General features: G+C 71.0%; 1 protein-coding gene. It reads left to right on the forward strand.

Annotated elements, in window-relative coordinates:
- Nucleotides 1–3,134 (forward strand): type I polyketide synthase (locus ACWDSL_RS52685; RefSeq protein WP_450496810.1); only part of this gene is annotated, 3,134 nt, incomplete at both ends.

Below are 3,134 nucleotides of genomic sequence, written 5' to 3' on the forward strand. Positions count from 1 at the left end.
CGTGTGGCGGAGCGGCTGGTCGGCGTACTGAAGGGTGCTGGTGGTGAGGATCAGGTGGCGGTGCGTTCGGCGGGTGTCTTCGGCCGTCGCCTGCTGCGCGCCGGCAGCAGCGGTGGGGGTGTCGGGGGATGGCGTACGAGCGGTACGGCCCTGGTCACGGGTGGTACGGGCGCGCTGGGCGGGCATGTCGCGCGCTGGCTGGCCCGTAACGGGGCCCAGCACCTCGTACTGACCAGCCGTCGTGGCCTGGACGCTCCCGGCGCTTCCGAGCTGGTGGGCGAGCTGGAGGGACTGGGCGTACGGGTGACCGTGGCCGCGTGTGATGTGACCGATCGGGCCGCGTTGGCCGGGCTGCTGTCCTCCATTCCCGCCGAGTATCCGCTGATGACCGTGATCCACGCTGCTGGTGTGCTGGACGACGGTGTGATCGAGTCGCTGACTCCCGACCGCCTCGTCGGCGTGCTGCGCGCGAAGGCGGATGCAGCGCTCAACCTGCACGAACTCACCAAAGAGCTTGACCTCTCCGCGTTCGTCATGTTCTCGTCCTTCACCGGAGCCGTGGGCAATCCCGGCCAGGGCAACTTCGCCGCCGCGAACGCCTTCCTCGATGCGCTCGTCCAGCAGCGTCGTGCGCTCGGTGTGCCGGGGACGTCCGTGGCCTGGGGCCCCTGGGCCGAGGCCGGAATCGCCGCCGAGAAGTCGGGCGAGGAGCGCCGGCAGCGCGGCGGAGTAGCCGCGCTGGCACCCTCAGACGCGCTGGCAGCCCTCGGTCAGCTACTTGGCCGTAACGCAGGTTGCGTCGCGGTCGTGGACGTGGACTGGGAGCGGTTCGCCCCCACTTTCACCGCGATCCGGCCCGCTCCGCTGATCGGCGATATTCCGGAGGCCCGCCGCGCACTGGATGCGGCCGGCGCCACGACCGCGGAGTCCCAGGACACTTCCGGCCTGCGGCGGCAACTCGCCGAACTCACACCCGCCGAGCAGGACAAGAAGCTGCTCGAGCTGGTCCGCGACCAGGTCGCGACGGTGCTCGGCTACCCGAGCGTCGAGGCCGTGGCGGGGGGCCGGGCCTTCCAGGAGCTGGGCTTCGACTCGCTGCTCGCGGTTGAACTCCGCAACCGCCTCCAGGCCGTCACCGAGCTGACGCTGCCCGCCACGCTGGTCTTCGACTACCCCACCCCCGCCGCGCTCGCCCAGTACCTGCGTGCGGAGGTCGTCGGCGATGCGGACGACGAGACGGCCGACTTCTCGTCCGCGGTAGTGGCCGCGGGCGACGACCCCATCGTCATCGTGGGCATGAGCTGCCGCTTCCCCGGGGGTGTGGACACCCCGGAAGCGCTGTGGGACCTGGTGGCCTCGGGCACCGACGCCATCTCGGACTTCCCAGCCGACCGTGGCTGGGATCTCGACGGACTGTACGACCCGGACCCGCAGCGGTCCGGCACGTCGTACGTACGGGAGGGCGGCTTCCTGGACGAAGCCGCTGAGTTCGACCCGGCGTTCTTCGGGATCTCGCCGCGTGAGGCCCTGGTCATGGACCCGCAGCAGCGCCTGCTGCTCGAGACCGTGTGGGAGGTCTTCGAGCGCGCCGGTATCGACCCCGCGTCGGTCCGCGGGAGCAGGACGGGAGTCTTCGCCGGAACCAACGGCCAGGATTACACGCTGTTGCTGACCGAGGCCAAGGAAGCCGCCGAGGGGTATCTCGCCACGGCGGCCACGGCCAGCGTGGTGTCCGGACGTCTCTCCTACACCTTCGGCCTCGAAGGCCCGGCGGTCACGGTGGACACGGCCTGCTCGTCGTCGCTGGTGGCGCTGCATCTCGCGGCGCAGGCGCTGCGACAGGGCGAGTGTTCGCTCGCGCTCGCCGGGGGTGTAGTGGTGATGTCGACCCCGGCTGCGTTCGTGGAGTTCAGCCGCCAGGGTGCCCTGTCGCCCGACGGCCGCTGCAAGTCTTTCGCGGCGGCTGCCGATGGCGCGGGCTGGGGCGAGGGCGCGTCGATGTTGCTGCTCGAGCGGTTGTCGGATGCCCGCCGTAACGGCCACCCGGTGCTTGGGGTTGTGCGTGGTTCGGCGGTGAACCAGGACGGTGCGTCGAATGGTCTGACCGCGCCGAACGGGCCTTCCCAGCAGCGGGTGATCCGGCAGGCGCTCGCGAACGCACGGCTTTCCGCCGCCGAGGTGGACACGGTGGAGGCGCACGGTACGGGGACGACACTGGGCGACCCGATCGAGGCGCAGGCGCTGCTGGCCACGTACGGGCAGGAGCGACCGGAGGGCCGGCCGCTCTGGCTGGGCTCGTTGAAGTCCAACATCGGCCACACCCAAGCGGCCTCCGGTGTCGCGGGTGTGATCAAGATGGTGCTGGCGATGCGGCACGGGATCTTGCCTCGGACGCTGCACGTGGACGAGCCCTCACCGAAGGTGGACTGGTCGGCGGGCGCGGTCGAGCTGCTGACCGAGCAGCGGGCCTGGCCGGAGAGCGGCCGTCCGCGGCGGGCTGGTGTGTCCTCGTTCGGCGTGAGCGGGACGAACGCACACGTGATCATCGAGCAGGCGCCGGATGAAATCCAGCAGGCGCCGGATGAGGTTCAGCCGGAGTCGGCGGAGCCGGGTGTGGCTCCTGCCGTCGTGCCATGGGTGGTCTCGGGCCGTGGCGTGGAGGCGTTGCGGGAGCAGGCGGCTCGGCTCCTGTCGCACGTCGAGGGCGACGGTGAGCTGTCGCCTGCGGATGTGGGTTGGTCGCTGGTGTCCGGGCGTGCGGAGTTCGAGCACCGTGCGGTGGTGATCGGTGAGGGCCGGGACGTACTCGTGTCCGGGCTGCGCGCGCTGGCGCAGGGCGAGACCGCCGCGGGCGTCATCGGGACGCCCGCCTCGGGCGTGGGCCCCGCTGGCGGGAGGCCTGTGTTCGTCTTTCCGGGCCAGGGTTCGCAGTGGGCCGGGATGGCGGTCGAGTTGCTGGACTGCGCACCGGTGTTCGCGGAGCGGTTCGCCGAGTGTGGGCAGGCGTTGGCGGAGTTCGTCGACTGGGACCTTGAGGCGGTGGTGCGGCAGGTCTCGGGTGCTGCGTCGTTGGAGCGGGTGGATGTGGTGCAGCCGGTGTCGTTTGCGGTGATGGTGTCGTTGGCTGCGTTGTG

This window comes from Streptomyces sp. NPDC000941, from assembly GCF_053599555.1.